The sequence below is a fragment of the Achromobacter spanius genome, assembly GCF_039673305.1.
GTDB classification, from domain to species: Bacteria; Pseudomonadota; Gammaproteobacteria; order Burkholderiales; family Burkholderiaceae_B; genus Achromobacter; species Achromobacter spanius_F.
Map to the genome: position 1 here is coordinate 41,761 of NZ_JBDJLJ010000017.1, position 25,277 is coordinate 67,037.

At 65.0% G+C, this 25,277-nt stretch carries 26 protein-coding genes; 17 read left to right on the forward strand and 9 right to left on the reverse strand.

Annotation, left to right across the window (positions count from 1 at the left end; all coding sequences use genetic code 11):
- Positions 1 to 58: 58 nt before the first annotated feature.
- The 10 genes from ABE485_RS15860 to ABE485_RS15905 all read left to right on the forward strand — a co-directional run bounded on the left by ABE485_RS15860 (position 59) and on the right by ABE485_RS15905 (position 10,821).
- A complete protein-coding gene (locus tag ABE485_RS15860; RefSeq protein ID WP_346516220.1) occupies positions 59 to 1,477 on the forward strand; it encodes an amino acid permease in 1,419 nt (472 codons plus the stop codon).
- 5 nt (positions 1,478 to 1,482) lie between these two features.
- On the forward strand, positions 1,483 to 1,908 hold the full coding sequence (locus tag ABE485_RS15865; RefSeq protein ID WP_346516221.1) for a hypothetical protein: 426 nt from the start codon (positions 1,483 to 1,485) through the stop codon (positions 1,906 to 1,908).
- Positions 1,909 to 1,957: 49 nt separating this feature from the next.
- Positions 1,958 to 2,485, forward strand: coding sequence for a fimbrial protein (locus ABE485_RS15870; RefSeq protein WP_346516222.1), 528 nt, complete (start codon positions 1,958 to 1,960; stop codon positions 2,483 to 2,485).
- Positions 2,486 to 2,687: 202 nt separating this feature from the next.
- Entirely contained in the window at positions 2,688 to 3,233 is a 546-nt protein-coding gene (locus ABE485_RS15875; protein WP_346516223.1) for a fimbrial protein, read from the forward strand.
- Positions 3,234 to 3,334: 101 nt separating this feature from the next.
- Entirely contained in the window at positions 3,335 to 4,075 is a 741-nt protein-coding gene (locus ABE485_RS15880; RefSeq protein ID WP_346516224.1) for a fimbrial biogenesis chaperone, read from the forward strand.
- Positions 4,072 to 6,576 carry a fimbria/pilus outer membrane usher protein gene (locus ABE485_RS15885; protein WP_346516225.1) on the forward strand — a complete coding sequence of 835 codons (2,505 nt, stop codon included), beginning with the start codon at positions 4,072 to 4,074 and terminating at the stop codon, positions 6,574 to 6,576. The genes ABE485_RS15880 and ABE485_RS15885 overlap by 4 nt, the downstream gene beginning before the upstream one ends.
- Complete coding sequence (locus tag ABE485_RS15890; RefSeq protein ID WP_346516226.1) at positions 6,573 to 7,733, forward strand: fimbrial protein; 1,161 nt, start codon at positions 6,573 to 6,575, stop codon at positions 7,731 to 7,733. Before ABE485_RS15885 ends, ABE485_RS15890 begins: the two co-directional genes overlap by 4 nt.
- A gap of 268 nt (positions 7,734 to 8,001) precedes the next feature.
- A complete protein-coding gene (locus ABE485_RS15895; protein WP_346516227.1) occupies positions 8,002 to 8,466 on the forward strand; it encodes an acyl carrier protein in 465 nt (154 codons plus the stop codon).
- Positions 8,463 to 9,683 (forward strand): beta-ketoacyl-[acyl-carrier-protein] synthase family protein, encoded by a 1,221-nt coding sequence (locus ABE485_RS15900; RefSeq protein WP_346516228.1) that lies wholly within the window; start codon positions 8,463 to 8,465, stop codon positions 9,681 to 9,683. The genes ABE485_RS15895 and ABE485_RS15900 overlap by 4 nt, the downstream gene beginning before the upstream one ends.
- A gap of 55 nt (positions 9,684 to 9,738) precedes the next feature.
- Entirely contained in the window at positions 9,739 to 10,821 is a 1,083-nt protein-coding gene (locus ABE485_RS15905) for a flavodoxin family protein (protein ID WP_346516229.1), read from the forward strand.
- A gap of 15 nt (positions 10,822 to 10,836) precedes the next feature.
- Here ABE485_RS15905 and ABE485_RS15910 read toward each other — a convergent pair whose 3' ends face one another.
- A complete protein-coding gene (locus tag ABE485_RS15910) occupies positions 10,837 to 11,748 on the reverse strand; it encodes a DNA/RNA non-specific endonuclease (protein ID WP_346516230.1) in 912 nt (303 codons plus the stop codon).
- A 69-nt stretch (positions 11,749 to 11,817) separates the two neighbouring features.
- Between ABE485_RS15910 and bamE the strand changes: the two genes are divergently transcribed.
- Positions 11,818 to 12,288: an outer membrane protein assembly factor BamE domain-containing protein gene (bamE, locus tag ABE485_RS15915; protein ID WP_346516231.1), complete on the forward strand. Its 471-nt coding sequence runs from the start codon at positions 11,818 to 11,820 to the stop codon at positions 12,286 to 12,288.
- Positions 12,289 to 12,320: 32 nt separating this feature from the next.
- Here bamE and ABE485_RS15920 read toward each other — a convergent pair whose 3' ends face one another.
- The 3 genes from ABE485_RS15920 to ABE485_RS15930 form a co-directional block, all read right to left on the reverse strand.
- Positions 12,321 to 12,659, reverse strand: a complete 339-nt coding sequence (locus ABE485_RS15920; protein WP_346516232.1) for a hypothetical protein — start codon at positions 12,657 to 12,659, stop codon at positions 12,321 to 12,323.
- Between the two features lie 81 nt (positions 12,660 to 12,740).
- The gene (locus ABE485_RS15925; protein WP_346516233.1) at positions 12,741 to 13,343 is read right to left on the reverse strand and encodes a LysE/ArgO family amino acid transporter; all 603 of its coding nucleotides are present in this window, start codon (positions 13,341 to 13,343) and stop codon (positions 12,741 to 12,743) included.
- Positions 13,344 to 13,467: 124 nt separating this feature from the next.
- Positions 13,468 to 14,373, reverse strand: coding sequence for a LysR substrate-binding domain-containing protein (locus ABE485_RS15930; protein WP_346516234.1), 906 nt, complete (start codon positions 14,371 to 14,373; stop codon positions 13,468 to 13,470).
- A 118-nt stretch (positions 14,374 to 14,491) separates the two neighbouring features.
- On the opposite strand from ABE485_RS15930, the gene ABE485_RS15935 reads away from it, so the two are divergent.
- The 3 genes from ABE485_RS15935 to ABE485_RS15945 all read left to right on the forward strand — a co-directional run bounded on the left by ABE485_RS15935 (position 14,492) and on the right by ABE485_RS15945 (position 17,800).
- Positions 14,492 to 15,448: a hydroxymethylglutaryl-CoA lyase gene (locus ABE485_RS15935; protein WP_346516235.1), complete on the forward strand. Its 957-nt coding sequence runs from the start codon at positions 14,492 to 14,494 to the stop codon at positions 15,446 to 15,448.
- 33 nt (positions 15,449 to 15,481) lie between these two features.
- Positions 15,482 to 16,705 (forward strand): CaiB/BaiF CoA transferase family protein, encoded by a 1,224-nt coding sequence (locus tag ABE485_RS15940; protein WP_346516236.1) that lies wholly within the window; start codon positions 15,482 to 15,484, stop codon positions 16,703 to 16,705.
- A gap of 102 nt (positions 16,706 to 16,807) precedes the next feature.
- Positions 16,808 to 17,800: a Bug family tripartite tricarboxylate transporter substrate binding protein gene (locus ABE485_RS15945; RefSeq protein ID WP_346516237.1), complete on the forward strand. Its 993-nt coding sequence runs from the start codon at positions 16,808 to 16,810 to the stop codon at positions 17,798 to 17,800.
- A 17-nt stretch (positions 17,801 to 17,817) separates the two neighbouring features.
- On the opposite strand, the gene ABE485_RS15950 is transcribed toward ABE485_RS15945, so the two are convergent.
- Positions 17,818 to 18,042 (reverse strand): YdcH family protein, encoded by a 225-nt coding sequence (locus tag ABE485_RS15950; protein WP_346516238.1) that lies wholly within the window; start codon positions 18,040 to 18,042, stop codon positions 17,818 to 17,820.
- A 253-nt stretch (positions 18,043 to 18,295) separates the two neighbouring features.
- Between ABE485_RS15950 and ABE485_RS15955 the strand changes: the two genes are divergently transcribed.
- Positions 18,296 to 19,444, forward strand: a complete 1,149-nt coding sequence (locus ABE485_RS15955; RefSeq protein ID WP_346516239.1) for a sterol desaturase family protein — start codon at positions 18,296 to 18,298, stop codon at positions 19,442 to 19,444.
- Between the two features lie 79 nt (positions 19,445 to 19,523).
- On the opposite strand, the gene ycaC is transcribed toward ABE485_RS15955, so the two are convergent.
- Both ycaC and ABE485_RS15965 read right to left on the reverse strand, forming a co-directional pair.
- Complete coding sequence (gene ycaC, locus ABE485_RS15960; protein WP_346516240.1) at positions 19,524 to 20,150, reverse strand: isochorismate family cysteine hydrolase YcaC; 627 nt, start codon at positions 20,148 to 20,150, stop codon at positions 19,524 to 19,526.
- A gap of 157 nt (positions 20,151 to 20,307) precedes the next feature.
- The gene (locus tag ABE485_RS15965) at positions 20,308 to 21,252 is read right to left on the reverse strand and encodes a LysR substrate-binding domain-containing protein (protein WP_346516241.1); all 945 of its coding nucleotides are present in this window, start codon (positions 21,250 to 21,252) and stop codon (positions 20,308 to 20,310) included.
- Between the two features lie 167 nt (positions 21,253 to 21,419).
- Here ABE485_RS15965 and ABE485_RS15970 point away from each other — a divergent pair, with 167 nt between their 5' ends.
- On the forward strand, positions 21,420 to 22,235 hold the full coding sequence (locus ABE485_RS15970) for a 2-keto-4-pentenoate hydratase (protein WP_346516242.1): 816 nt from the start codon (positions 21,420 to 21,422) through the stop codon (positions 22,233 to 22,235).
- Positions 22,236 to 22,251: 16 nt separating this feature from the next.
- Here ABE485_RS15970 and ABE485_RS15975 read toward each other — a convergent pair whose 3' ends face one another.
- On the reverse strand, positions 22,252 to 23,211 hold the full coding sequence (locus ABE485_RS15975; protein WP_346516243.1) for an AraC family transcriptional regulator: 960 nt from the start codon (positions 23,209 to 23,211) through the stop codon (positions 22,252 to 22,254).
- A 318-nt stretch (positions 23,212 to 23,529) separates the two neighbouring features.
- On the opposite strand from ABE485_RS15975, the gene ABE485_RS15980 reads away from it, so the two are divergent.
- Complete coding sequence (locus ABE485_RS15980; RefSeq protein WP_346516244.1) at positions 23,530 to 24,576, forward strand: aldo/keto reductase; 1,047 nt, start codon at positions 23,530 to 23,532, stop codon at positions 24,574 to 24,576.
- 12 nt (positions 24,577 to 24,588) lie between these two features.
- On the opposite strand, the gene ABE485_RS15985 is transcribed toward ABE485_RS15980, so the two are convergent.
- Complete coding sequence (locus ABE485_RS15985) at positions 24,589 to 25,242, reverse strand: hypothetical protein (RefSeq protein WP_346516245.1); 654 nt, start codon at positions 25,240 to 25,242, stop codon at positions 24,589 to 24,591.
- Between the last annotated feature and the right edge of the window lie 35 nt (positions 25,243 to 25,277).

The following is a 25,277-nucleotide window of genomic DNA, read 5'->3' on the forward strand; positions in this document are numbered from 1 at the left end:
ATTGAGGTCTTGCGCTGTCTACGGTGTACCCGTCGACTTAAGGGCGTGGTAACCCGTCATGAGTAATCTGAACAACATACTGAATAGGGAATCGGCGCTGCCCGTCGTGCTGGGCAGCCGCCAGATGTCGATGGTCGCCTTCGGCACCGTCATCAGCTACGGCCTGGTTTCGGGCAGCGCATTTCCGCTGCTGGTGGCCGGCGCCGCAGCCATCCCGGCGTACGCGGCCGCGGCCTTGGTGGCGCTGCTGCTGATGGCCAGCCTGGGCCGTCTGGTTGCCAAGCACCCGACGCCCGGAGCGTTTGGTTCCTACGCCGAATGCTATCTGGGTTCCACCGTGGGTTTCATGGTGCGCGCCGCATACTTTGCTTCGCTCGTACTGATCATCGGAACCGAAGTGTCTCTGCTGGCGCCCGTGCTGACAGCCTGGGTGCCGCATGTGAGCGCCGATGCAATGCTTGTCGCCGTGCTTGCCGGGCTCGCAATCGTCAACCTGCTTGGAGCGAGGGCGTTCGCCCGCTGCGAAGTTGCGCTGTCGGCGTTCAAGGTGCTTGCCTTGGTGGGACTCATCGGATTGGCGTGCTACATCGCGCATGGCGCGCCCACGCCGACTCATGAATCGGCCGCGAGCTTGATCGTCCCATTTTCCAATATCTGGCAGGCCTTCATGCTGGCGGTGTTCGGCTTTATCGGCATCGAGTCGCTGGCCATTGTCGCAGCCGAGACCAAGGCGACGCCGGACGCACTGCGGCGCGGGATCCGCGTCACCTCGTTTGCCGTGGTTGGCCTGGCCTTCGTTGCGGTCGTTGTGGCGGGCGCGCTGCTTCAGGCAGGCATGGTGTCGTTGTCCAAGCCCCCCTTCGGAGCGCTGCTCCAGCTTGCGGGCCTGCCTTGGCCCAACACCCTGCTGCGCGTACTGATACTCGTCACGGTTCTGTCGGTGCTCAATAGCCAAATGTACTGCGCATCGCGGATGTTGTTCAGCATGGCGCGGGCGGGTCAGGCGCCGGCGGGGCTTGGCCGGGTGTCGGCTGCCCGCGGGCCCGTCTGGGCTGTCGGAGCCTCCGGCGGCATATCCATCGTGGTGTTTCTTGTCAATGGCTGGCTGGCTGGCGGCGTCTTCGTCGCGGCCACGGCTGTCGCCACGACAGGCCTGTTATTCGTGTGGCTCGCTATTTTCCTGTCCCATGTCAGCCATCGGCTTGGCCGTCACGGCGGCGCGCGGCGCTTCAGCAAGTCGGCCATCCTGAGCGTCATCCCCGCGGCGGCTGGCGCATTGGTGGTGGTGGCAATCGCGGCCTCCATATTAGCCATCGACGAATTCGCGCCAACCATGCGCATCGGCCTCCCGACGTTGCTGCTGTTGTGGCTGATCGCGGCTCTTTCCAGGTTTATGACCAAGGCAAAGACAACACGCTTCAAGCCTGAAGCGCCGGCAAACGCAGGCCGCCTGTCTGCGCATCCATTGATCGAATGATTCATATGAGCAAGCTTGGCGTATGGGCCGATTACAGCAGAAAAATCGTGTGCAACGAGTTGCGCCGACTAGACCTGATCTCCATGCAGGACTGGTTGTACGACGCGAGCTATTGCGCCAGGAGGTTTTCGCCCACGACCTACCTTGGCTATCGCGTCTGGGCGATTCCGTGCCTGCGGCTGATGCAAAGGCATCCGGCGCTGGCGAAGAAACTTGCGGTGGTGGTTCGGTGGATGGTCGCCGATCTGAAATACGAATTAGGGATTAGCAAGCAGCAGCATCTGCTGGGCCGGATCGTGCGCCGATGGGTGTTTTGGCCGGGCAACCGGTTGTTGGGCTGCCTTGCAAACATGGTTCGGTTCGACGTCGGCGCGTTCTCCAGTCGACTCCGAATGCAAGTGGTTGGGCGGTTTTCCAGATCGTCTTTGTGATTGTTGTTTTTCTCGTTGTTTTTCATCAACCTAGTTAGGACTCTATCTCATGAAAAAGCTCGTTCTCAATGCTCTGATCGCCACCAGCTTCGCCGCTTTTGCCGGCGCCGCTTCGGCCGATACCGGCAACATCGCCTTCCAGGGCGAAATCACCACGTCCCCCTGCTCGATCGGCGGCGGTCAGCAGGGTACCGACATGGTGATTTCCCTGGGCTCTATCTCGACCAACAACTTCAATGCGGTCGGCGACCGTAGCGCCGAAGTTGACGTCCCCATCACGCTGCTGAACTGCGACATCTCCACCCAGAACACGGCGGCCATCTCCTTCAGTCCGGGCGCCGGCAGCGTCATCAGCAGTCGCCTGCTCGGCCTGGAAAGCGGCTCCGGCGCAACGGGCGTCGCGGTGGCCCTGACGCTGGACGGAGTCGACGTCATTGTTGGCGGCTCGCCCGTCACCCGCACGCTGATCACCGGCAACAACATCATCACGTTCAAGGCGTCCTACGAGGCAACCGCTGCTTCCGTGACGGCCGGCCCCGCCAACGCCCGCGCGGTGTTTGACGTCACCTACTCGTAATTCGCGGGTACTCATGGACGGCGGGCCGGTGAGCAACCGGCCCGCCCTGGGAAAGCTCCCAGGATTCGCCGCCGCAGGCGGGGAGAGTCCATTGCCATCGCGTCAGGCCTGGTGCGACGTAAGCCGCCGCACCACCTTCTGTCTTGAAAACGGTGTTTTAAGGTGGCGCCTAAGAAAGAAGTGGGCGTGCCGGGTGGACCTTATGAATCTCGAAATCAAACGACTCACTCTCGCGGCGATCTTGTTGTCGTCCGCCAACGTTGCGAATGCCCAGACAGCGACGCTGAGCATTACGGGGCGCATCACCAGCACGCCGTGCACGATTTCCGTGGACTCCGCGGTGGCCATTGGCGAGGTTCCGATCACTGAATTCAGTTCGTCCACTGTCCCCCGTTCGCAATATTGGAAGGACTTCACCGTTACCTTGGGCGCGTGCGAAATATCCACTTTGCAGGCGGCCAGCCTTCGTTTCACCGGTACGACCGCATTTGGCGATGCCTCCATTCTTGCGCTGACAGCTGGCGCGGGCACCGCAACCGGCTTTGGCGTGCAGGTGCAAACGAAAGACACGACCCACGGCTCCGGTACGAATGTCCGCATGGACGGCACCCAGGCCTATGCCTTCAACGTGAATTCGACCAAAAGCACGTTTGTGTTCACGAGCTACTACATACATCCCTCCAACGCGCCGTCGATGCGGTCGGGCACAGCCAATGCCACCGCCACGATCACGTTGTCGTACTCCTAAAGCCGGTCCGGGCTTGTCCCGGTCATGAAGCCGATGCGGCGGTTGATTTCCTCACTTCGAACTTCAGTCGGGTCGTCCGCAGCGAGCCGCGCGTCAGTCTCATGAACATCATCCCCAAATGCCTTGTTTCCATCGCCGTCGCCGCCGGTGCGGTGGCCGTCACTTCGGTCCAGGCTGCCGTGCAGCTGTCCAGCACGCGGCTCATCTTCAACGAAAAGGATAAGAGCGTCTCGGTCTACGCCAAGAACCATGGCACGGATCCCTACGTTGTCCAGGCATGGATCGACGGCGAATCCGAAGAAATGGAAACGCCGTTCTTCGTGACACCGCCTTTGAGTCGGTTCGACGGAAACACCGAGCGCGGCCTCGTCGTCACGCGTGTGGGGGCCAACCTGCCCACGGATCGTGAAAGCTATTTCTGGCTGAATGTGCTGGAAATTCCGCAGAAAAAGGCGAGTTCCGCGCAGAACAGCCTCACGCTGGCCACGCGCACGCGCATCAAGCTGTTCTACCGTCCGGAAGCCATCCAGAAAATGCCGCGAGACGCCTCGCTGGTGCAGTGGTCATGGCGCAAGGACGGCAAGGCATGCCAGCTTGCGATCAAGAATGCGTCGGTGTTCACCATCAATTTCTCGGGCATAGACATCCCCGGCGAAGCCGATGGATTCGGGCGCACCGTCGTCGCCAAGCCGATGGCAACGACGCTGCTGCCGCTGGCGAAATGCCCCATTGGCGCCATTAAGGCAACGGCAAAAGTCGTCAATGACTACGGTGTGGTCGAAACCTGGGCCGAGGCGACGGTAGCCCCCGGGACAGACGCTCCAGAAGGGCCACCAAAGTGAAATCGAACGCGAATCGTACGGCTCTGGGATTGTCGGCGGTTGCGATTATTGCGGCTTGCCCCGCAGCCCACGCAGCGGAAGCCGCCCAGGAAGCCACAACTTTCGACAGCAGTTTTTTGCACCAGAAAGCAGGGGGTGAAGGCGTCGATCTTTCGGTGTTCGCCTTTTCCAACCGTATCCTGCCGGGCAGGAAATTGGTCATGATCGAGCTTAACCGCCAGACTTTCGGTATGCGCGAGATCGAATTCGCCGCAGTCGAAGGAGCGGAAGATGCTCAGGCCTGTATTCCCGTTGCGCTGTTGAAGGAAATGGGCGTCAAGGTCGATGCCTTCCCTGCGCTGCAGGGGCCTGCGGCAGCCAGTTGCGCGGGGCCGTTGAAGGCGCTGCCCAACGCCCAGGCCCGCTACAACCAGGACAAGAATATCCTGGAGGTGTCCATCGCTCAGGCTGCGCTGGACCGCAAGGCGCGCGGCACCGTCTCGCGCGATCGGTGGGACAACGGCACAACCGCATTCTGGTCGTCCTACCGCGTGTCGCATAACGCCTCCCGTTCCTCGAACTCTCAGGGGGGCAACTCGAGCAGCACGTTTGCCAACTTCCGGAATGGATTCAACGCAGGCGCATGGCGCCTGCGGGCCAACGGCAGCTATTTCGAGAGCGCCGGACGATCGAACTGGAATCTGAGCGATCTTTATGCGGAGCGCGACATCGCCGCCTGGCGCGGCTGGCTGCGCATGGGCGATAGCTCGACGCCGGGCAACATCTTCAATGCCACGCGTTTTCGCGGCGTTATCCTGCAATCGGACGAAGGGATGCTGCCGGACAGTCAGCGGGGCTTCGCCCCGGTGGTGCGGGGTGTCGCGCCGTCCAACGCCAAGGTGACCGTGCGCCAGAATGGCTACGCCATCTACACCACCTTCGTGCCGGCCGGGCCGTTTGTCATCGACGACCTTTACTCCACGCCAGGCGGGGGCGACCTTGAAGTGACCATCGAAGAGCTGGGGGGACGCACGACGCGCTTTTCTCAGCCGTTCTCGGCCCTGCCGACGATGCTGCGCGAAGGAACCTGGAATTACAGCTTTGCGCTGGGCCAGCATCGCCAGAGCTATGTGAACAAGCGCCCGTTGATGACGCAGCTGACAGTTGCCCATGGATTGCCTTGGGGCATTACCGCCTACGGCGGCGTGACGGGCGCGCAGGGGGGATATCAGGCGGGGGCGGCCGGCCTGGCCTTGAACCTGCGGGAAATGGGGGCAATTTCCACCGACGTCACGACTTCCCGCTCGCGCGGAGCCGATGGCGGGAAACTGGTGGGCACCGCAGCGCGAATCCAGTATGCCAAGGCCTTTCCGACGTATGGCACCGACCTGACGCTGGCCGGATACCGGTACAACTCGGATGGTTACCGAAGCTTGGACGATGCGGTGCGTCAGGGCAGCAAGGACGATAAATACCTGGGCTACGAGCGCATGCATGAATACCAGCTGTGGCTGTCGCAACGGGTCGGGAAGGCCAGTTCGCTGTCGTTCAATTATTACGGCGTCGTCTACCGGAATGCACCGCGCAATGCCACGTTTGCGCAGGTGTCCTATTCAAGCGCCATTGGTCGGGTGGGGTACGCACTCAACTACGGCATCAATGCCGGCCCCTGGCAAAAGCGCCAGTCGACTTTCATGCTGACGTTCAGCATACCGTTGGGCGGCAGGCACAACGCAAGCTATACCATGACCAAGGCCCAGGGCCAGGGCACCAGCCAGGATGTGAATCTGAGCGGCGCATTGACCGATGACTATTCCCTGACCTACGCCGTGCAGGGGGGCGTAACCCATGGATCGCCGATGGGGGGCAACGGCGGCCGGGGTTACGGCTCGCTGGGTTACGCCACGCCGGTGGGCATCGCCAACCTGAGCCATGGCTACAACGCGGGGGCGTCCAACACTAACATCGACTTCAGCGGCGCGGTCGTAGTCGATGGCAAAGGCCCGCTCCTGGGTCAGAACATCGGCGAAACCGCCGTCATCGTGGATGCGCCAGGCGCAGCCGGTGTCGAGGTCGACTCCTACCCGGGAGTCCGCACCAACAGTTCGGGGCGGGCGCTGGTTCCGTCCGCGACGCCGTACCGGGAAAATCGCATTTCCTTGAGGCCTGACTACGACAACGCCCAGGCGACGCTGGGACAGAACGTCACGACGGTCGTTCCCTCCCGTGGCGCGATCGTGGTCGCCAAGTTTGAGACCGAATTGGGCCACACGGTACTTGTCGTGCTCAAGAACGCGGCGGGCGCGGAGCTTCCCTTCGGCGCGGCCATCTATGACGCCGATGGCAAACAACGGGGCATCGTCGGTCCCGTCGGTCGCGCCTGGTTGACGGGACTGCAGGGAGTCGCCCGGTTCGCAGTGAAATGGGGCGGCGCGCAGGAACAGCACTGCACATTTGAATTCGACGCCTCCGCGGTGGAATCCGGGGCGGAGGAAACGACCAAGGATCTGACATGCGCATGAGCGAGAAGATTGTTGCGTGCGGCCCAGCCCACCGCGTAGCCGTTAGAGGCGCATTGACTGGGTTCTGCCTCGTAATGCTGGGATCCCTTGGATTCGCGCAGGACGCATCGGCGGGGCCGCTGGACGCAAGGGCCGTGAATTGCTGGGTCAACAGGGGGGGGATGGCCCCCAGCGGCATTGTCTATGACGGCTACAGTGGCAGTCAATATTTGCTGTTTCCCAGCAAGACCAGTATTCCCGTGCCGTCTCAGCCCACTCGAGGCGATTTGCTGTTCGCAATGGATTACACGCTGCCCGCCCTGTCGGGTGGCGCCCAGGGACAGAAGGCTCCCCTGTACAACTGTCCTCCGGGTGTCATCGAAACGTTCGCCAGCACGCAACCGCGGATTCAGGGAACCGACATCTACAAAACCAACTTCGCGGGGGTGGGCTTTCGAATTTTCTATTACGTGCTCGACGATGGCAATTATCAGACCGCTCCGGCACAGTTCATAAATCCATATGAAAGTGGGGTGCTGCTGTTTCCATTCAGTTCGCCAGACTATCCCGGCGCCAAAGCCCGCATCGAAGTCGTCGCAACCGGAGAACCCATCTCAGCCGGCACCTTGAATACGAGCGATATTTCCGCCGTTACGACCATAACGGGTCCGATCTATGGGGCGCTGCCTAGCGGCCTGTACTCATTGTCAATGACGGGGACGGTCAGGTTCACGATGCCCACGTGCAACGTAACCAACTCGAGCGCGCTGAATCTGGCATTGCCGGATGCCACGCTTTCCGCGCTGAAGAGTGGCACCGCCGGGGACGTGACCTCGACCACGCTCCAAGTGGTGTGCACCGGCGGCAGCAGTCTGGCACCCGCAATGTCGATAACGGGAACGACGGTGGCCGGTTATGCCGCGACACTGAGCAACCAGGACACCTCGGTCGCCGGCGCCAAAGGGGTGGGATTGAAGCTGTGGGTGCGTGATACCACAACCGGTGAGTTTCGCCAGCCGACCATGGGGGTGGCGGACAGGAATCTGGGATCGCCCGTGGGGGCGCTGCCCACGGATACTTGGTCGTACCAGGTGGGCGCGAGCTATCAACAGGTGACCGCCGCCCCCACCGCAGGCGCGGTGCGTGCGAATGCGACACTTACCTTTACTTATAGTTGATCGTCTCGTGCGGCTCCCGTTCTCCGCATTCGTATCTCCTGGCGCTTCTTTCGCCGGAGATTCGCTTATGTCCTGTAGCGACTTGCCCGGCGAATGAAACGCTTGGCGGCTCATGGTCCGTTGGCCCGGTGTGAGCGGCCGCGGATTGGCCAGTGCGATTTCAAGCCAGCGGTCCGCCAAAGGGCACCTGGCGCATTTTGTCGCAAAGGATTCAAATAGCGAATCTGCTTGCGACGTTGATGGTTCACTGTTTTTGAGGGCCCCGACCATGCAGACCCAGCCGACAATTCCCGCCCTGCCGGAAGATTCCATCTTGCGGGACAAGCTCGCCGCGATCATCGCTGACGTGTGCCGCTGCGAGCCTGCTCCCTTGCTCGAAGACCAGCAGTTTTCCGCCGTGATCACGCAGTTCGACTCCCTGGCCATTCTTGAGATCCTTCTCGAGATCGAAACCGAGTTCCATATCCAGACCGATGACATGCTGCCCAAGGATCATGAGGTCGGGGCGCAGGAAATCACCAGCATCTTTCCCTCGAATCTCTCCGGCTTGATCGCCTACATGCATCAGGTCGTCGAACGATTGGCCGCCGGTCCCGCCGAGGGCAGCGTGGCGGCGCGCATGGCGCGCGCGGCCGAGCGGCGTGCTGCGCCTGCGGAAAATGCCAGGCCCGCGGCTGCGGCGTCGCCGGACGCTGCCGTCGCAGCCAGCGATGTGCCGGAGCGGTCGCCATGACGCACAGGAAAAAGGTCGTGATCACCGCCATCGGCATGACGACGCCCGTTGGCGATACCGCCGGGCAGACTTTCGAGTCATTGATCGAAGGAAGATGCGGCGTGGACCTGCCACCCGATACCGGGATCGGGCGGCGTGTGGGTCATGTCCGCGCGGATGTCGCAGCTGGCGTGCACCCGGCACAGGCCCGCATGATGGATCGCGTCACGCTCATGGCGCAGCATGCCGCCAGCCAGGCCATCGCGCAGGCCGGCCTGGACGACGGTCGCAAGACCCATTGCGGCGTGTTCGTGGGGACGGGCATCGGCGGGGTCCGCACGCTGGTCGAAGCGGTTGAGGCCTACCACGGCGTCGTTCCCAAGCGGTCGGTGCTGGTCGTGCCCGCGACCATGCCCAACGCGCCCACGGCGCACATTGCGCAGCTGCTCAGGACGCAGGCAGAGGCGCAGACCTACACCACCGCCTGTTCTGCCGGCGCGGTTGCCATCGGCGAGGCCTTCCGCCGCATCCGCGACGGTTATCTGGACGTGGCGATCGCCGGCGGGACGGAAGCCATGCTGACGCCGATCATCATGGCGGCCTGGACCCAGTTGCATGTCCTGTGCGCGGATCCTGCCGATGACCAGGAAGGAAGCTGCCGGCCGTTCAGCCTGCGGCGCACCGGCTTCGCGCTGGCCGAAGGGGCGGCGATGCTGGTCCTGGAATCGGCCGAACATGCCGCCGCCCGCAAGGCCACGCCCATCGCCGAAATCTGCGGCTATGGCGTCAGCAACGATGGCACGCATCCGCTGCGTCCGGACCCGGATGGACAAGCGCTGGCGATGTCGCGCTGCCTGGCCGATGGCGGCCTGTCACCGTCGGACGTGGGCTATCTCAACGCCCACGCGACGGGGACCCTGGTGGGCGACAGGATCGAAACCGCGGCGATCAAGCGCGTTTTTGGCGAGCGCGCGCGCGATCTGCCGATCAGCAGCATCAAGGGCGCGATCGGCCATGCGATCGGCGCGGCCGGCGCCATCGAGGCGGGCGTCGTGGCGATGGCCGTGTCTCGAGGCATCGTGCCGCCGACACTGTTTTTCGAGCCGGGCGATGAACATTGCGATCTGGATTATGTCCCCGGAACGCCGCGAGCCCTGCCGGGGCTGACGCTGGCGCTCAGCAACTCGTTTGGCATGGGGGGCAACAACACGACGCTCGCCATTCGCCGGCTGGATTGATAGCCGGGAACGGAATTTGCTGCCTGGTCCGGTCAGTCTTCGCAGGCAGATCGCCATGGCCAAACCCACTCTCGATGTCCGCACCGGGCAATACGCCGGCGAACTGGCGCGCGATACCTTCCGGTTGCGCTTCATGCGCCGGTTTTACGATCCCGCCTTTCAGGCTGAAAGCGATGCCCTGGAGCGTCTGGAGGCCATTGCCTGGGACGCCTACGAGCAGGGGCGCAAGGCGCCTGTCACCGAGAAGGCCGGTCCCGGCTATGCCGATCCGGCCTACGATCTGTCGGTGGAGTGGAAGGAGACGCACGACCGTCTCGAGCGCGCTGCGCGGATCCAGCGCGAGTCCGGCACACGCACGCGCGTCCTGGTGGTGATCGGTGCGGCCCGCAACGATGGCACCTGTCCGGGCGAGGTTTCCAAAAGCTGGCGGCTCGCGCAGATCGTGCGGGACGAAATCGAATCCGCCGGCATGCAGGCGGACATGCTGGACCTGAGCCGGCTGACTTCCGAATACCAGTATCTGATCCATCCCTGCAAAGGCTGCGTGTCCACCGCGATGCCGCTTTGCCATTGGCCCTGCAGCTGTTACCCCAACCACTCGCTGGGCCAGGATAACGACGCGATGAACGGCATCTACGAGCAATGGGTGTCGGCGCATGGCGTGGTGCTGGTGGCGCCGACCTACTGGTACCAGTCGCCCAGTCCCTTGAAGCTGATGATCGACCGGCTTGTCTGCGCCGACGGCGGCAATCCCGATCCCACCTCGACTTCGGGCAAGGACCCGATGAAGGCCAAGCAGCTTGAACTGGACGGTTGGCCCTATCCGAAGCACCTGGCGGGGCGGGCGTATGGGCTGGTCGTGCATGGCGACGTGGCCGGCATCGAAGGCCAGCGGCGCGCGCTGAGCGACTGGCTCGACTGGATGGGCCTGGTGGATGCGGGGGCGTCGTCCCGCCTGGATCGCTACATCGGCTATTACGCGCCCTATGCCACCAGCCACGCGGACCTGGACCGGGACTTGGCAGTCCAGGAAGAAGTGCGCAACGTCGCCAGGGCAATGGTCAAGTGCCTGCCGCGGCTGCGGGCGGGCGAGTGGCCGGCGGTGGACCAGGACTTCCCGTCGCCGCGGCCCAAGTAAACCGGTGGCGTGGCGTCAGTTCGCGGCGGACGGCAGCAACTGCATGCCGGTGCGCCGTGTGAATTCCTCGTAGCTGATGGGCGCGCTGACACTGGTGTGCGCGCTGTTGGCTTGCCAATGCACCCAGGACCGGCCGGTCGTCGCGTCATAGACGACTTTGAAGAGATGGCTGGGCACGGCCACGCCCGACCCGATCGCCTTGGGCTGGTCGCCATAGTAGGGGCCCGTGAAGACGTACACGTCGCCCGCCGCACGCATCGCGTACTTCCGGGTGTCCTGCTCGATCTGGCTCCAGGGGCCGGCATTGTGGCTCTGGTCCTGCGGCACCATGTTGGCCAGCGAGAAGCTCTGCGCCATGGCCTCGCGGGTGGACATGTCTCCGGCCGGCGCCATGTGTCCGCGCGAATAGCCCGATCCGCGGTAATCCTGCAGCTCGGCGCGTTCGGCGCGCGGCACGCGCGCCTCGGCATAGAACTTGTCCGATCGGGGCATGCCCTGGGCCTGGGTCAGCATCTTGCGGTTCAGCCGTTCAGCCACGAAAACCGGCGTCTTCGTCTGGCCGTTGTGCAGGATGGCGAAGGTGGAAAAGCAGAGTTCGCGCAGGGCCTGTCCGCCGGGCACGATGGGCGCCCGTTCCTTCGGGAAGAACTGCGGACAATCGGCGAACCGGGTGTGGGCCATGCCGCCGGCCGGCGCCGCCGCCGGGGCGTACGTTTCTCCGCTGGGCCATCCCAGGCGCGCCAGGATTTCGTCGGGCGAAAAGTGGGCGCGCCATTGCGGGTTCAGCGCATACGTGGCCGCGCCAAAACTGGCCAGCGAGGTGAGGACGAACGTTCGCAGGAATCGATAGAGGCCGCTGGAGGATGCGGCTTTGTTTCGGGCTGCCGGGGCTTTCTTTCTGGGGGCTGATTTCTTCGCGCGCGTCATGCTGCCTATGTGTTGCGGGCCGGCGCCTCTTCGCGCGCGGCAACTGGCCGCATTGTAGATGACCGCAAAATGACGGCCGCCGGGCTGTTTGCTGATGGTCGCCTCCACGCAAGCGTGCGCAGCGGTCCGGCGTGGTCAAGGTATTCTTATGGGCGTCCGGAATTCAACAACACGTCAGCCGCGCACGGCGGCTTGCAAAAACGGGGAAACCGCATGAGATTGCCCTTGCTTTTCGTGGCCGCCATCGTGGCGGGCTGCGCCGCCCCCGCGCCGGGGAACCTGGTCACTCAGCAGAAAGTGGAAGCCATCAAGATCAACGTCACTACGTTCGACGAGATGGTCCGGGATTTCGGACCGCCAAGAACCCAGCACATCAATGCGCAGGGCCTGCGGACGGCGACCTGGTTTTATTTCAACAACAGCGAATATGGCGCAATGCAGGATCAGCGCACGCTGACGGTGACTTACAACCGGGACCACACGGTCAAGGACTACATGAACGCGTCCGCGGGAGAAACGGCCGCCCAGCCGGTCCGCTAGCAGCCCAGGCGCCTTGCCAGGCCTGGCGTCTTTTACGGCGCCGCCGGCTTTGCGGCATTTGCCCGGATCTGCTCGGACCGTTCGCGCTGTTCCTTGCGGATGGGAATGCAATCGACCAGCAGCACTTCTTCGCCGGTGCGCAGGTCGATGACCTTGGTGGCGCGATAGAGGTTGCTTGGCGAGGCGCGTTCCAGGCAGGCGCGCTTGGCGCCCGTGCTTGCCCGGAACAACTCCGGCACGCCCGGGTAGTGGGGATTGGGCACGCTCCATTTGCCGCCCATTTCCTGGGTCTGCACCACATACTGCGCGCACGCCGGGCCTTGCCAAAGCAAGGCGGCAAGCGCGCAAGCGGCGCCAAGGGAGATTCTCATGGCCGGTATCCCGTCGCTGAGTGGCAGGCCAGCGTATCAGCGGGGATTGCGCAGCGGCGTCCTGCGTAGGGATGAAGGCGGCTAGGCCACAAGCCTTAAGCCGATGGCCGCCATCACGATGCCTACGCCCGCATCCAGCGCCCGCCACGCCGTTGCGCTGGCGAATACCGGCTGGAGCAGCCGGGCGCCGTATCCCAGCGCAAAGAAGAAGAAAAACGAGGCGCAGATCGCGCCCAGCGCGAAGGCCGTCTTGCTTCCTTCGTACTGGCTGGAGATGGAGCCAAGCAGCATGACGGTGTCGAGGTAGACGTGCGGATTCAGCCAGGTAAGGGCCAGGCAGGTGGCGAGCGCCGCTCCCCGTCCCACGGACGGCCGCGAGGACGGCGACAGGTGGCCATGGTGCTTGCGCAGCGCCGAGTGTAGGCTGCGCGCGGCGTACAGGAACAGGAACAGCGCCCCGCCATAGCGCATGGCGGGTTCCAGCCAGGGGAGGGCGCCGACCGCGATGCCGAAGCCCGCCACGCCGGCCGCGATGAGAATGGCGTCGGACAGCGCACAGGCCAGGCAGATCACGAACACATGTTCTTTGCGCAGGCCCTGGCGCAGCACGAAGGCGTTCTGCGCGCCGATCGCCACGATCAGGCTCAGGCCGAGCAGGAAGCCGGGAATGAAGGCGGTGGTCATGCGGGAAAATCGGAGAGGCGAGGCGCACAGCCTACCGGGATTGAAATGATTAGAAAAACTAAATTCCCTAATCATTATTTAGGCAATCTAAGGTTCTCCGCCGACGTGGCGAACGCCAGGTGTGTCAGCCGGCCGCGCCCGCCGCGGCCAGATGTTCCAGCAGCAGGGCGGCGGCTGCGGTCAATCCGGTTTCGCTGCGCATGCAGATGGCAAAGCGGCGGCGGCTCCAGTCGTCCTTCAACGGCAGCACCCGAAGGCCGTGCGCCATGGCATAGGGGGTGGCGACCTCGATCGGGGCGACGCTGATCGCCAGCCCGGCCAGCACCACCCGGAACGCGGAGTCGAAATTGCTGACCGTGACCCGGTGCTGCAGCGTCTTGCCGCTTTGGCTCGCCGCTGTCTGCAGCATGCGTAGCACGGCGCCGGCCGCGGGCATGCTGACGTGCTCGTAGTCCAGGGCTTCCTGGAACCAGACCGCGTCGCGCCGCGCCAGCGGATGCTCCGGGGCGGTGACCACGGCGAGGCGGTCGCCGCGGTAGGGACGGCGGGCCAATCCGTGGAAGTCGGCCGCGTCCCAGCAGATGCCCAGGCTGGCGATGCCCTCCTGGACGCCGCGCACGACCTCGTGGCTGACCCGTTCCTCCATGTCGACGCGGATGTTGCGGTGCGGCGGCGCCTGCAGGAACGCCGCGATGTCCTCGGCCAATGATTCGGCCAGCACCGAAGCAGTCGCCAGGATCCGCACCTGTCCCTTCACGCCGCTGGCGTACGCCGACATGTCGCGCTCGATGCGTTCGGAACTGGCCAGGATGGCGCGCGCGTGCTCCAGCAGCGTTTCGCCGGCCTCGGTGGGTTCCACGCCGCGGCGCCTGCGCGTCAGGAGCTTGGCGCCGACGGTGTCCTCAAGCTGAGCCAGCCTTTTGCTGATGGCCGAACCCACGATGTTGGCGCGCTGGCCGGCTCGGGCGATGCTCCCCGTGTCGCAGACGGAGATGAACAGCCGCAGCGTGGTGATGTCCAGATCGCGCATGAGGGAAGTCTGCCTAAGATATTCCAAACAGGAATTTTAGCGGTTCCAAAATAGCGCTTGTGGTGATTTTGAGAATATCTAAAACTGGCATTCCCAGATTTCGCCGGTTTCGTCCGCCATGAATGCCTCTGAGATTTCCGTCCGTCCCCCCGCCGTCACCGTACGTGAAGTCGGCCTGCGCGACGGCCTGCAGAGCCTGCCCGTGGTGCTGCCCACGCAAACCAAGCTGGCGTGGATCGACGCGGCCTACGCGTCGGGGCAGCGCGAGATCGAGGTGGGCTCTTTCGTGCCCCCCGCCTTGTTGCCGCAGCTGGCGGACACCGGCGACTTGGTCGCCCATGCACGGCGCCTGCCCGGCCTGTCGGTGTCGGTGCTGGTGCCCAACATGAAAGGCGCCGAACGCGCCCTGGCCAGTGGCGCCGACCTGATGCTGGTGCCGTTGTCGGCCAGCCACGCACACAGCCTGGCGAATCTGCGCAAGACGCCCCGGGAAGTGGTGGAGATGGTCGCGCAGATGCGGGCCGCGCGCGATGCGGCCGGTTCGGCCATGCTGATCGAGGGCGGGGTGGGAACAGCCTTCGGCTGCACCTTGCAGGGCGAGGTGCGGCCGGACGAGGTGCTGCGCCTGATGCAGGCGCTGCTGGATGCGGGCGCGGATCGCGTGAGCCTGGCCGACACCGTGGGCTATGCCGATCCGGCGTCGGTGCGCCGCCTGTTCGAACAGGCGCGGCGCATCGCCGGTGACCGCTTGTGCTGTGCGCATTTCCATGACACGCGCGGCCTGGGCCTTGCCAATGTGCTGGCGGCTTTGGACACCGGCGTGGCGCGATTCGACGCCTGCCTGGCGGGCATCGGGGGCTGCCCCCATGCGCCGGGGGCCAGCGGCAATGTCAGCACGGAAGACCTGGTGTTCATGCTGGAAAGCATGGGCATCGATACCGGCGTGGACATGGCCAGCCTGCTGGCGTTGCGCGAGGCGGCGGCAGGCTGGCTGCCCGACCAGCCGCTGCATGGTTCGCTGTGGCGGGCCGGCTTGCCCAAGACCTTTCATCCGCGCCGCGCCATCCCGGCCTGAACGCGCACCCCCGAATCTTCAATGAGCCTTGCCATGCAGAACACACCCGACGCCGCCGCTTCTCCGTCCTCCCGACCGTTGCCGCTGGCCGGCCTGCGGGTGGTGGAATTCACCCACATGGTCATGGGGCCCACCTGCGGAATGGTGCTGGCCGACCTGGGCGCGGAGGTCATCAAGGTGGAGCCGGTGCAGGGCGACCGCACCCGGCATCTGCTCGGCGTGGGCGCGGGCTTTTTCCCCATGTTCAACCGCAACAAGAAGAGCATCGCGCTCGATATCCAAAGCCCCGCGGGCGCCGAGGCCGCGCGCAAGCTGGCCGCGAGCGCCGACGTGGTGGCCGAGAATTTCCGGCCGGGCACGATGGCCAGGCGCGGGCTGGATTACGCATCCCTGTCCCGTGATAATCCGCGCCTGATCTATGTCAGCCACAAGGGCTTCCTGCCCGGCCCCTATGCGCTGCGCACGGCGCTGGACGAGGTGGTGCAGATGATGGGCGGACTGGCCTACATGACCGGGCGGCCGGGCGATCCGGTGCGCGCCGGCACCAGCGTGAACGACATCATGGGGGGCATGTTCGGCGCCATCGGCGCGATGGCGGCGCTGATCCAGCGCGGCATCACCGGGCGCGGCCAGGAGGTGCAGTCGGCGCTGTTCGAAAACAATGTCTTCCTGGTGGGCCAGCACATGCTCCAGTATGCGATCACCGGCCAGCCGTCGGCGCCGATGCCAGAGCGCGTGTCGGCCTGGGCGCTCTATGACGTGTTCACGGTCAAGGATGGTGAACAGATCTTCCTGGCGGCGGTGAGCGATACGCAATGGACCACGTTTTGCGATGCGTTCGGCTTTGCTGACCTGAAAAGCGATCCGGCGCTGGCCACCAACAATGACCGGGTGCGGCAGCGGCCGACGCTGCTGGCGGACCTGCGCCGACGCCTGGCGGACCACGGCGCGGCCGAGCTGGCCGCCACGTTCGAGCGCATCGGCCTGCCGTTCGCACCGATCGTCAAGCCGGAAGACCTGTACCAGGATCCGCATCTGCGCGCCACCGGCGGGCTGGCCGACATCCGCCTGCCCGACGGCGAGCGCGCGGGACAGATGGCGGGCGCCGCGCTGTTTCCGCTGATGATGGACGGCGAGCGGCTGGGCGTCAGGCGGCATCCCCCCGTCCTGGGGGCGGACACCGATGCGCTGTTGCAGGGGCTGGGCTATGACGGCGCGCAGATTGCCGCGATGCGCGAGCAAGGCGTGGTGGCCTGACCCGTGCAAAAAGCCGGGGCGGGCATCCGCGGGCAGTGCTGAAGTCGTAGTACGTAAACGGCCGCGCCAGTCGGTCGATACAAGAACCATTAGGAGACAGACATGAGCAATCAATGCGCAGGCGGGTGCTGGAGTCGCCGCCAGTTCCTGGGCGCGCTGGGCGTCGCGACGCTGGGGGCGCCAGGCGTGGCTTGGTCGCAGGCGGACCGGCCGGTGAAATTCATCCTGCCCGTTGGCGTGGGGGCGGGCGTGGATACGATCACGCGCGCCGCCGGGCCGGCGCTGTCCGCGGCGCTGGGACATACGGTGGTGATCGAGAACCAGCCGGGCGCGGGCGGCATCGTCGGCACGTCGGCGCTGGTGCGGTCGGCGCCCGATGGCTACACGCTGAGCATGCTGTCCAACAATCACGTCATCTTTCCCAGCGTGTACAAAAGCCTGCCCTTTGATCCGCTCAAGGACATCACGCCGATCAGCATGGTGGGCATGACGCCGTTCCTGCTGGTCGCCAATCCGCAGAAGATCCTGGCCAACGACATCAAGGCCCTGACCGCATTGCTCAAGAGCCAGCCGGGCCGCTACAACTATGCCTCGTCGGGCAACGGCACCATCCTGCACCTGGCGGCGGAAATGTACGTGCAGCAGGCGGGCGTGAAGGCCCGGCACATTCCCTACAAGGGGGTGGGGCCGATGATGTCGGACCTGATCGGCGGCCAGGTGGACTTCGGCGTGCTGTCCCTGCCTTCCGTGCTGCCGCAGGTCAGGAGCGGCGCGCTCAAGGCCCTGGGCGCCTGTGGCGGCGAACGCATGGCGGCGCTGCCTGACCTGCCGACCTTGCGAGAGCAGGGATTGGCGGACTATGAAATCGGAGGCTGGTTTGCGGCTGCCGGCCCGGCGAAACTGCCCGCCGCCGACGTGCGGCGGATCCACGAAGCGCTGGGCCGCGCGTTCAATGCGCCCGACGTGAAGCAGGCGATGGCGGCGCAGAACAACCGGATTGTCCTGATGCCGCCCGAGCAGACGGAGGCATACTTCCGGTCCGAAATGGCGAAGTACGCCGCCGTTGTCAAAGGCGCGGGGCTGGAACTGATGTAGCCCGCGCCGGGACGCGGCTAGCTGCCGTTCTTGTCTGCTGCCTTCAGCAAGCCGTAGAGCTTGTCCTTGAGGTGCAGCTTTTCTTTCTTGAGCACTTCGATGTTGGTGCCCGAGGACGGCACGATGCCGTCCTCCATATTCTTGATCTCCTGGTCCAGATCGTTGTGCCGCTGGAACAGTGCCGAAAAATGGGCATTTTCGGACTTCAGCTGGGTAATGAGTTGGCGGTATTCAGGAAACATAGGGGCCTCTTAAGGAACCGGTTGACGGGACCGATGATGCGCCTGGCAAGACGCTTTCATCAGCGTCCGTTCCATGACACGCCAACCCCTGCGCCTTGTCAACCTTGCGGCCGCCCGCCGCTTGCGCCCCGTTGACGGTGCGCAAGCGCTGGTGCGATACAGAGCGATTCTGTCGTGCGCGCTCACGTTTAATTACAAGGTGCTCTGTCCCCGGCGATACACTCCGCTTCCTTTGGACAGCCATGAAATCGAAATGAACCAGCGCGTGCCCAGCTATCGAAAAATCTTCGACCTCTTCAGGCAGGACGGACGCATCCATCGGGGGACGGGGATGATGAGCGGCGTCATTGCGCTGTTCCTGGCGATTCTGGCCGTGCTGGGTGTGCTGGCGTTCCACTTCCCCGCCTACCTGACTACGCCCGAATTGCGCGCATTCTATTCCGTGGACGCGATGCGCACCCTGCTGTTCGGCGCGTTGCTGGTGTCGGGATCGATCGCGCTGGCCAATACGGTGCTGGGCCGCCAGCGCTGGCTGAACATTTCGGCTTTCGTCCTGGTCTGCTGCGCGGTGGCGGCCGGCGGCAGCCAGGTCGCGGTGACGCCATCGGCCGCCGGCGGCCATCCTTACCTGGGTTTGGACTGGTTCATCCTGGACCTGCTGGCGTCCAGCACGGTCTTCATCATTTTTGAAAAGCTGACGCCGCTGTATCCGGGCCAGCCCGTATTCCGCGGCGAATGGCAGGTGGACATGAAGCACTTCCTGTTCAATCACCTGTCCGTCGGCGCGGTGCTGCTGTGCATCAACTTCTTTATCCACCGTCTGTTTTCCTGGGCGGCCTACGAGCCCCTGCAGCAGGCGATCCAATCCATGCCCTATCTGCTGGAATTGTTCGTGGCCGTGCTGGTGGCCGATCTGGCGCAGTACGCCGCGCACCGGATCTACCACGAGGTGCCCTTCATGTGGCGCTTCCATGCCGTACATCACAGCACGCGCACGCTGGACTGGCTGGCGGGGTCGCGCCTGCACATCGTCGAACTGCTGATCACGCGCGTGGCGGTGCTGGGCGTGCTGTTCGTGCTGGGCTTTTCCAAGCCGGTGCTGGACGCCTACATCATCATCGTCGGATTCCAGGCGGTGCTGATCCATTCGAATGTGAAGCTACCGTGGGGCTGGCTGCGCTACATCATCGTCACGCCCGATTTCCACCACTGGCATCATTCGTCGGACACCGAGGCGATCGACAAGAACTACGCGGCGCATTTCTCGTTCATCGATTACCTGTTCGGCACCGCCGTGCGGGGGGCGGGCAACCGTTTGCCGCAGAACTACGGCATCCTCGACAACGACATGCCAGGCACATTCCTGGCGCAGCAGGCGTATCCCTTCGCCCGCAAGAAGTAGAGGAATAAGGCCCAGGCAGACTGCCTGGGCCTTTTTCGTTGCGGGGCCGGACTGGCCGGCCGGCAGCCTTGTGGCGGGCTTACTTGGTGTTCTTGAACGCCGAGTACGACGCCATCAGGTTGCGGTAGTCGGGGATGTGGTTCGAGAACAGGTTGCCCAGGCCTTCCACGTCGTTGCGCCAGTCGCGGTGCAATTCGCACGCCACGCCAAACCACGACATCAGCTGCGCGCCAGCCTGCTCCATGCGGCTCCAGGCGGCGTTGCGGGTGACTTCATTGAACGTGCCCGATGCGTCGGTGACGACGAACACGTCAAAGCCCTCTTCCAGCGCCGACAGCGCGGGGAATGCGACGCAGACCTCGGTGACCACGCCGGCGATGATCAGTTGCTTCTTGCCGGTGGCCTTGACGGCCTTCACGAAGTCTTCGTTGTCCCAGGCGTTGATGTTGCCGGGCCGGGCGATGTAGGGCGCGTCGGGGAACTTGTCCTTCAGTTCCTGGACCAGCGGGCCATTGGGGCCGTCTTCGAAGCTGGTGGTCAGGATGGTGGGCAGCTTGAAATATTCGGCCAGGTCGGCCAGGGCCAGCACGTTGTTCTTGAACTGGTCAGGCTGGAAGTCGCGCACCAGCGACAGCAGGCCGGCCTGGTGATCCACCAGCAGAACGGCGGCTTGGGACTTGTCGAGCTTCACGTAGGGCTTGGTCATGGCTGATTCCTTGGTTGGGACTGTCTGCCGCGCTTAGTGCGCGGCGTTTGAATTGGGACGCTGAGTGCGTAGACAGAATCCTAAATTCAAGATCATTCGGCCGCTAGACTGCCATTTCGCATCTCAGAGTTCTAAAAATCGGACAATGACGGGAGGGCTACAGCGAGGGGATGCCGTGGCGCGCCTGCGTTTCGGCTTCGCGGCGGGCGTTTTCACGATACTCCGCGCCCATGAAATCCAACAGCTCGCGCACCGCCGGCAACAGGCCGCGGCGCGAGGGAAACACGGCATGCACGCTGCCGGGTTCCGGTTGCCAGGGAGCACCCACCGGCACCAGCAGGCCCGCGTCCAGTTCCTCGCGGATCATCAACAGGGGCAGGGCGACCACGCCCACGCCCCGCAAGGCGGCCTGTTTCAAGGCCAGCATGTCGTCGGTCACCAGCCGGGGCATGAAGGGAACCGCCAGGCGCCCGTTGTCGGGGCCCCACAGCCGCCACTGGCATTCGCGCTGTTCCGTGCCCAGCGCCAGCGTGGGCTGCTGCCCGATGCGCTGCAGGTCGGACGGATCGGGCAGGGCGCGCGCCAGCCCCGGACTGGCCACCAGGCTTTGGCAGCTCATGCCCAGATGCTTCATGACCAGGTCGCTGCTTTCGATCGCGCCGAAGCGGACCCGGACGGCCAGGTCGAAGCCTTCGCGCAGGACGTCCACCGGGCGGCTGAAGCTCTTCAGGTACACGTTCACCTTGGGGCATTTCTCCATGAAGCGCGCCACCACGTCGCCCAGGAAGTAGTAGATCAGCGCCGGGGGAGCGGCGATGCGGATCGTGCCTTGCGGTTCCGAATGCGTGCGGTCGATGACGTCCTGCGCGGCCTCGGCGCCCGCCAGCATCGCAAGGCACTGGTCGTAGTATTCCTGGCCCAGTTCGGTCACGGCGAACGTGCGGGTGGAACGCTGGATGAGGCGCACGCCCAGGCGCTCTTCCAGCAGGGCGATGCGGCGGCTGAGGCGCGATTTGGGGATGTCCAGGGACCTTCCGGCCGGCGCAAAACCGCCGTGCTTGACGACCTGGACGAAGTAATAAAGGTCATTCAGGTCGTGCATGCGTATTCCTCGTGAATCCGGGTTTGGGGCGTCAGGCCGAGCATATTACGGTCCGGCCTGGAAACGGGAGCAAGAATCCGGCAAGTGCGGGAGGGTGCAGCGGCCCAGCCGCGCCGACCCGTTTCCCCGTAAAGTCGGTGCATCGGAAATGCAAAGGAGCCGTCGTCATGTCATTCGATCCGCTTGCGCTTGCCCGCGATATCAAGGCGGCGCAGGACCATGCCCTGTCCATCGCGCCGCTTACGGGAAGATATCCGGGATTCGGCCTGGCTCGGGCCTACGAGGTGGCCGCCCACGTGCACGAGGCGCGCGTGGCGCAGGGCGCGCGCCTGGCCGGCCGCAAGATCGGCTTCACCAATCCGGACATGTGGGCCGCGCTGGGCGTGGACTTTCCCGTCTGGGGCCGCGTCTACGACCACACCGCCGTGCAATGCGACGGCGGCGAGGTCCTGTGCCGGCTCGACCGCTATGTCGAACCCCGCATCGAACCGGAGATCGTGCTGCATTTCCGCGATGCGCCGCCGCCGACCCGGGATCTGGCCAGGATCCTGGACTGCGTGGACTGGATCGCCCATGGATACGAGCTGGTGCAATCGCACTTTCCCGCCTGGCAGTTCCAGGCGGCCGACACCGTGGCGGACAACGCCTTGCACGGCGCGCTGTTCATCGGCGCGCCCGAGGCGCCGGCCAGCCTGGGACCGGACCTGATCGACCGGTTGCGGCGATTCCGCGTCGAATTGTCGTGCAATGGCATCCGGCGCGAAACCGGCTGTGGCGAGAATGTGCTGGGGAACCCGCTGGCGGCGCTGGCGCATCTGCTCGAGGTGCTGGCCGACCGCCCTGCCGGCGAGGGGATCCAGGCGGGCGAACTGGTCACGACAGGCACCCTGACCAAGGCCTATCCCGTGCATCCGGGCGAAACCTGGAGCACGGCGCTGGACGGGCTGGACCTGCCGGGGCTGAGGATCGTGTTCGCCGCCTGAGGCGGGCGGCGCGGCGTCAGGCGGCCAGGGCCGTTTCGTCCTTCCAGCGCTGTTTGTCGCGCAGGGGCGGAGCGCCGAACAAACGGCTGTACTCGCGGCTGAATTGCGATGAGCTTTCGTAGCCCACGGCATGCGCCGCCAGCGCCACGCCGGCGTCGTCGGTCAGCATGAGCCGGCGCGCTTCCTGCAGGCGCAGGTGCTTCTGGTACTGCAGCGGGCTCATCGCCGTGGCCTGCTTGAAATGATGGTGCAGCGACGACACGCTCATGTGCACGTCGCGCGCGATTTCCTCGACCCGCAGGGGCTGCGCATAGTTGTCGCGCAGGATGCGGATGGCCTTGGCCACGCGATTGAGCTGGCTGTCCTGCAGGACCGTCTGGCGCAGCACGACACCCTGGCCGTTCATCAGCAGGCGGTACAGGAGTTCGCGCTTGATCATGGGCGCCAGGATGGGGATGTCGCGCGGCGTGTCCAGCAGCCGCAGCAGGCGCAGCACCACGTCCAGCAGCGTGCCGCCCAGCGGATTGACGCACAGCGCGCGCGAGGCTTCGGCGGGCACCAGCGGCGGCAGATTCTCGTCGCTGATCAGCTCGGTGATTCCCTCCGGGTTCAGGTCCAGCCGCAGCCCCAGGTAGGGCAGGGTCGGGCTGGCGACCGACACCTTGGCCACCACCGGCAGGTCCACCGAGGAAATGAGGTAGTGGAAGGGGTCGTATTCGTAGGTATCGTCGCCGATGAACAGGCGCTTGGACCCTTGCGCGATGACCGCCAGCGCGGCCCGCTGCAGGCTGGGCTTGGCGCCTGTGGGCTGGGACAGGCGGTGCAGGTACAGGCCCTCGATGGGCGTGTCCAGGGAGCCTTCGAGGCTGCCGGTCATCCGCTCCAGGGTATGGAGCAGCTCGGCGCGGGCAAGCTCGCAGGCGGCGTCCTGGTTGGCGCCGGCAGGGCCGTCCGGGGGGGCTGATATCAGTGGCATGGGGGACTCCCGAGGCGCGCCGCCCGCGCGCGGGGATCGGCGGAGCAACAGAGGATTGGGTGCCTGCAAGTGTATTGCCATCGGGCGCTGCGCGCGGGGGCGGGTGCGCAGGTCTGGACGATCAGGCAGGAATTCAGGAGAAATCGACGCGTGGCCGAGCCGCCCGCCGGCAAGCCGGAGAATCAGGCAAAAAAAGGGCAGGATCAAGCAGCGCGGCCGTCCGTCGCCGGACGCATACTGTGTCCACGCCGGCAGGCTGCCGCAGCGACGTCCCATCCCGGGACCGGCGCGCCCGCCACGCCCTGAAGGAGCGCAAGCATGCGATACAAGAAATTCGGCAGCACTGGCCTGTTCGTCTCGGAACTCTGCCTGGGCACCATGACCTTCGGCGGCGAAGGTGAACTCTGGAGCAAAATCGGCAACCTGCAGCAGGAAGACGCCAACCGGCTGGTCGGGCGCGCCCTGGACGCCGGCGTCAATTTCATCGACACGGCGGACGTCTATTCCGAGGGGCGGTCCGAGGTCATCACCGGGCAGGCCCTGAAGGACCTGAAGGTCGCGCGCGACGACGTGGTGGTCGCCACCAAGGTGTTCGGCCAGACCGGCCCCGGCCCGAACGCGCGCGGCAACTCGCGCTTCCACATCATGGACAGCGTCAAGAAGAGCCTGGCGCGGCTGCAGCTGGACCACATCGATCTCTACCAGATCCACGGCTTCGATCCGGCGACGCCCGTGGAGGAGACCGTGCGGGCGCTGGACAATCTGGTGCAGCACGGACACGTGCGCTATGTGGGCGTCTCGAACTGGGCCGCCTGGCAGATCATGAAGGCGCTGGGCATCGCCGAACGCCTGGGGCTGGCGCGCTTCGAGTCGCTTCAGGCCTACTACACGATCGCGGGCCGAGACCTGGAGCGGGAACTCGTGCCCATGCTGCAGAGCGAGGGCGTCGGGCTGATGGTGTGGAGCCCGCTGGCGGGCGGCCTGCTCAGCGGCAAGTACGGCCGCGACGGCCAGGCCGAGGCCGGCAGCCGCCGGGCCGCGTTCGACTTTCCGCCCGTGGACCGCGACCGCGCCTACGACAGCATCGACGTCCTGAGGCAGGTCGCGGACGCGCGCGGCGTGTCGGTGGCGCAGGTGGCGTTGGCCTGGCTGCTGCACCAGCGCGTGGTGACCAGCGTCATCATCGGCGCCAAGCGCGTGGACCAGCTTGAAGACAATCTGGCCGCCACCGGCATCAGGCTGACGCAGGATGAACTGTCCGCGCTGGACAAGGTGAGCGCGCTGCCGCCGGAATACCCGGGCTGGATGCACGTGCGCCAGGGCGAGCACCGGCGCCAGCAGCTGAACGAAGCGGGATCCGCCTGATCCGCCTGTGGCTCAGCGCGGGACGGCCGTCCACGATTCCTCGAAGGTCGCCAAATCCAGTGGCCGCTCATGGGGATTTCCCCCCCGGAACAGGCCGACGATGCTCAGATCGTTCATGGCCGCGGTAAAGCCGCCGTACGACGACGGCTTGCCCCACGCGCGCACCTGATGGGCGGCCAGGGGGCTGTCCAGCCCGCGCGCCACCGCGACGACGGTCTCGCGCAGCCGCGCCCTCAGGTCCTGCGGCGCATCGCAGGCCAGCGCCACCAGGAGCTTGCCGCCGAAATGCAGCGGCTCGTCCCGATGCACGGCGCTGGGCGTGGATAGCGCGACGAAGCAGTCCGGCGCCTGGACGTCCCTTTCGCATTGCGTCCATGACGGCGCCCAGGCCTCCGCGCCCAGGAAGATCCACGGCGCCGTTTCCGGCGCGTCGTGCGTCCACTTGCGATGCGCAGCTTCATTCCATCCCAGCCTGCCGAAACTGGCGCGCTTCCTCGTGGCCTTGTCGATTTGCGTGCATCGCACTGCCGCCTTGCCACGGGGGGACTCGGTGAAAGGCGCCAGCGCCTGCGCAACCGGCAGCCAGGCGGCAGTGGTCCAGGGGGCGGGAGCCGACGGGCCGGTCAACACCAGGTAGGCGTCATACGTTCTCGTGTGAAAGGCCAAGGACATTCTCCGTACATCAACTGGGGGGCGGCCAT

Coding starts and splice junctions, on each gene's coding strand:
- ABE485_RS15860 (WP_346516220.1), top strand. CDS start 59: ATGAGTAATCTGAACAACATACTGAATAGGGAATCGGCGCTGCCCGTC.
- ABE485_RS15865 (WP_346516221.1), top strand. CDS start 1,483: ATGAGCAAGCTTGGCGTATGGGCCGATTACAGCAGAAAAATCGTGTGC.
- ABE485_RS15870 (WP_346516222.1), top strand. CDS start 1,958: ATGAAAAAGCTCGTTCTCAATGCTCTGATCGCCACCAGCTTCGCCGCT.
- ABE485_RS15875 (WP_346516223.1), top strand. CDS start 2,688: ATGAATCTCGAAATCAAACGACTCACTCTCGCGGCGATCTTGTTGTCG.
- ABE485_RS15880 (WP_346516224.1), top strand. CDS start 3,335: ATGAACATCATCCCCAAATGCCTTGTTTCCATCGCCGTCGCCGCCGGT.
- ABE485_RS15890 (WP_346516226.1), top strand. CDS start 6,573: ATGAGCGAGAAGATTGTTGCGTGCGGCCCAGCCCACCGCGTAGCCGTT.
- ABE485_RS15895 (WP_346516227.1), top strand. CDS start 8,002: ATGCAGACCCAGCCGACAATTCCCGCCCTGCCGGAAGATTCCATCTTG.
- ABE485_RS15900 (WP_346516228.1), top strand. CDS start 8,463: ATGACGCACAGGAAAAAGGTCGTGATCACCGCCATCGGCATGACGACG.
- ABE485_RS15905 (WP_346516229.1), top strand. CDS start 9,739: ATGGCCAAACCCACTCTCGATGTCCGCACCGGGCAATACGCCGGCGAA.
- ABE485_RS15910 (WP_346516230.1), bottom strand. CDS start 11,748: ATGACGCGCGCGAAGAAATCAGCCCCCAGAAAGAAAGCCCCGGCAGCC.
- bamE (WP_346516231.1), top strand. CDS start 11,818: ATGACGGCCGCCGGGCTGTTTGCTGATGGTCGCCTCCACGCAAGCGTG.
- ABE485_RS15920 (WP_346516232.1), bottom strand. CDS start 12,659: ATGAGAATCTCCCTTGGCGCCGCTTGCGCGCTTGCCGCCTTGCTTTGG.
- ABE485_RS15925 (WP_346516233.1), bottom strand. CDS start 13,343: ATGACCACCGCCTTCATTCCCGGCTTCCTGCTCGGCCTGAGCCTGATC.
- ABE485_RS15930 (WP_346516234.1), bottom strand. CDS start 14,373: ATGCGCGATCTGGACATCACCACGCTGCGGCTGTTCATCTCCGTCTGC.
- ABE485_RS15935 (WP_346516235.1), top strand. CDS start 14,492: ATGAATGCCTCTGAGATTTCCGTCCGTCCCCCCGCCGTCACCGTACGT.
- ABE485_RS15940 (WP_346516236.1), top strand. CDS start 15,482: ATGCAGAACACACCCGACGCCGCCGCTTCTCCGTCCTCCCGACCGTTG.
- ABE485_RS15945 (WP_346516237.1), top strand. CDS start 16,808: ATGAGCAATCAATGCGCAGGCGGGTGCTGGAGTCGCCGCCAGTTCCTG.
- ABE485_RS15950 (WP_346516238.1), bottom strand. CDS start 18,042: ATGTTTCCTGAATACCGCCAACTCATTACCCAGCTGAAGTCCGAAAAT.
- ABE485_RS15955 (WP_346516239.1), top strand. CDS start 18,296: ATGAACCAGCGCGTGCCCAGCTATCGAAAAATCTTCGACCTCTTCAGG.
- ycaC (WP_346516240.1), bottom strand. CDS start 20,150: ATGACCAAGCCCTACGTGAAGCTCGACAAGTCCCAAGCCGCCGTTCTG.
- ABE485_RS15965 (WP_346516241.1), bottom strand. CDS start 21,252: ATGCACGACCTGAATGACCTTTATTACTTCGTCCAGGTCGTCAAGCAC.
- ABE485_RS15970 (WP_346516242.1), top strand. CDS start 21,420: ATGTCATTCGATCCGCTTGCGCTTGCCCGCGATATCAAGGCGGCGCAG.
- ABE485_RS15975 (WP_346516243.1), bottom strand. CDS start 23,211: ATGCCACTGATATCAGCCCCCCCGGACGGCCCTGCCGGCGCCAACCAG.
- ABE485_RS15980 (WP_346516244.1), top strand. CDS start 23,530: ATGCGATACAAGAAATTCGGCAGCACTGGCCTGTTCGTCTCGGAACTC.